The sequence below is a fragment of the Pantoea sp. OVA07A genome (assembly GCF_019969975.1).
In the GTDB taxonomy this organism is placed as follows: Bacteria; Pseudomonadota; Gammaproteobacteria; order Enterobacterales; family Enterobacteriaceae; genus Pantoea; species Pantoea agglomerans.
On record NZ_JAHXYM010000014.1, the window covers coordinates 1 to 2,713 of the forward strand.

Below are 2,713 nucleotides of genomic sequence, written 5' to 3' on the forward strand. Positions count from 1 at the left end.
CGGGTGAGCACACCCGGCTGAACGGCGCGGTCATCAGTTCCACCGCCACCGCCGATAAGAACCGTCTCGACACCGGCACGCTGGGCTTCAGCAACATAGAGAACCACGCGGACTATAAAACCGAGCATCAGAGCGTGGGCATGAGCACCGGCGGCAGCATCGGCAGCCAGTTCGAAGGCAACATGGCGAACGGTCTGCTGGCGGGGCTGAACGGCAGCGGCAGCGCCTCGTCGGTGACGAAGGCGGCGGTGAGCGACGGCACCCTCATTATCCGGGATAAGGCGAAGCAGACGCAGGACGTGGCGGACCTGAGCCGCGACGCGGCGGGTGCGAATCCGGGGCTGGATAAAATCTTCGATAAGGAGAAAGAGCAGCGGCGGATGGAGACGGCGCAGCTGCTGGCGGAAATCGGCAGCCAGGCGGGCGACATTGCGCGGACGCAGGGCGAGATTGCGGCGACCAGAGCGGCCACGGAGAAGATGAAGAACATCTCGCCGGACCAGAAGAAGGACGCCGAGGCGCAGTGGCGGAAAGCGAACCCGGGTCAGGAGCCGACCGCGGCCGACATCACCGGACAGGTCTATCAGACGCTGTACAACCGGGAGATGCTGGCCGGCGGAATGGGAACCGGCGGGTCGGTGCAGCAGGGTATCAGCGCGGCGACGGCGGCGATACAGGGGCTGGCGGGGGGCGATTTGAAAGCCGCACTGGCTGGCGGTTCGGCCCCTTACCTTGCAGAGCTGATTAAGCAGAAAGCGCCGGATGAGGCCAGTCGTATAATGGCACATGCTGCGGTGGCCGGAGTTATAGCTGCCGCACAGGGTAATTCAGCGGCAGCAGGTGCGGCGGGCGCGGCTACCACCGCCGCGATGAGTGAAGCCATCAAAAATGTTCTGTACGGTGACGTGCCGGTCAGTCAGCTTAGCGAACAGCAGAAGCAGACGCTGGTCGCGCTGGGAACGGTTGCGGCAGGTCTGGCAGCCGGGCTGGCTGGAGAGACTACGGCGGACACGGTAGCCGGAGCGCAGGCGGGCCAGAACGAAATCAGCAATAACATGGTCAGCATGGGCATGTTGCAGATGATGCAGGCTAAATCGTTGCTGGATGCGGCGGCAGTGGCCGAAGCGGGCCAGGGCGGCGCAAATGAACAGGCGGCACTGGCGCTGACCAAAAAGGTAAAAGCAGGGCTGGACGCGACCTGCCTGGCGAATACCAGCTGTGTGATAATGGCTGTGGTTACGGCACAGCAGCACACGAACGGAGCAGGCAGCAAAACCGAAACCGTACCGGTTAATGATGATTTGACGGGTGGTAAGCTGGTCAATCCGGCGCAGGATGAGAATAAGGGAACTCCGCTGATCACGCCGGATCAGTCTGGTGAGCAGGGATCCAGCAATACCGGAAATACGGATGGTATGCCGGATACGGGAGGCAATACCACGGTTACGCCGATCCCTGAGCAGAATAAGGATGATCTGGCTTATCTGGCTGAAGGGGACAAGCCTGCAAATCTTTCTCCTGAAGGGGCTGGTCGCTCAGGTGCTTTTAATGAGGCGAAGAGACAGTCTGGTATACCAGTGAGTCAGAGCCCCAATAAGGTATCCCCTAATATAGACAAGCGTGGTAATCCTCAACCAGGTTATATATATGAATTTATAGTTCAAAAACCGGGAGGAGGTACGCAAAAAGTTTATATAAGAGATGATGCTGGAGGCCATTTCTTTGGAGTCGATGATCCTCAAAATCGAGGCTCACATTTTAACGATCCTGCAGGTAACCACTATGACTACTGATGTTGTTATTAGATATGCTGAAGATATAAATGAAAAAAATCAGATTACAGATTTTAACTTATTTTCAATAAGCGGCAAGGGTATCTCTGCAGTGAGCTGGGAATTACCCAATGCGCCACTAAAGAAATTTGGTGAAGGTTTATTAAAAAAAATGGTAGAGAGTTATTCTGCAGGTGTTAGCGATGAAGACATATACACATTTGTCGTTTTATCAGCGGAGCAACCTGATAGCGCAATTGTTAACCACAGAAAAACCTGGGGTTTACTTAATGTTAGAGGTGTTAAAGTTAATGGGGTTGAGGAAAAAAAAGATGTGATAGTTAAGGGAAGTGAAGGGTTGATTCTTTCCGGCTTAGGTTCTGTTAAATCAAATAGCTTGGGAGTAATTGAAAGCTTAATTAATAGCGGCGAGAAGGTGTTTTTTTCAACCATCCAATCAACTAATGTAAATATGACTGCTTCCATACCGAGGCAGATAACAGAATGGATGAGTAATATCTGGATAAATAATGGTGTTGTTTTTTTTGCATTGGGGCGTTATGACGAACCTGATTGTGAAATTGTTGCTTTAGGCCAAAAAAGAAACCTGCAAAAACTTAAGTACACCTGACGTTAAGGCGGTGGACATCGCCAGGACACAGGGGCAGATTGCGGCGACGAAAACAGCCACTGATAAGCTGAAAATGATAACGCCAGAGCAGAAGAAGGATGCAGAGGTGTAGTGGCAGTACGCTGGGTGCGGGCGGTAACCTGGCCATCACCGCCACCGGCGCACAGCCGGGCAGCGCGGGCAACATCCTCGTGCAGGGCAGCCAGCTTCAGGCGGGCGGCGACCTCGGGCTGACGGCGAAAAACGACATCAGCCTGCTTTCAGCGCAGAACAGCGAGCGCACCGACAGCACTAACAGCAGCAAGGGCGG

3 protein-coding genes are annotated in these 2,713 nt (G+C 54.4%); all 3 read left to right on the forward strand.

What is annotated here, in order from left to right:
- Positions 1–1,793, forward strand: a 1,793-nt coding sequence (locus LC417_RS22495; protein ID WP_304622696.1) for a VENN motif pre-toxin domain-containing protein, incomplete at its 5' end; no start/stop codon positions are given.
- Positions 1,783–2,403: a hypothetical protein gene (locus LC417_RS22220; protein ID WP_072014606.1), complete on the forward strand. Its 621-nt coding sequence runs from the start codon at positions 1,783–1,785 to the stop codon at positions 2,401–2,403. The genes LC417_RS22495 and LC417_RS22220, both read left to right, overlap by 11 nt.
- A 98-nt stretch (positions 2,404–2,501) precedes the next feature.
- Positions 2,502–2,713, forward strand: a 212-nt coding sequence (locus LC417_RS22225; protein WP_223564784.1) for a hemagglutinin repeat-containing protein, incomplete at its 3' end; no start/stop codon positions are given.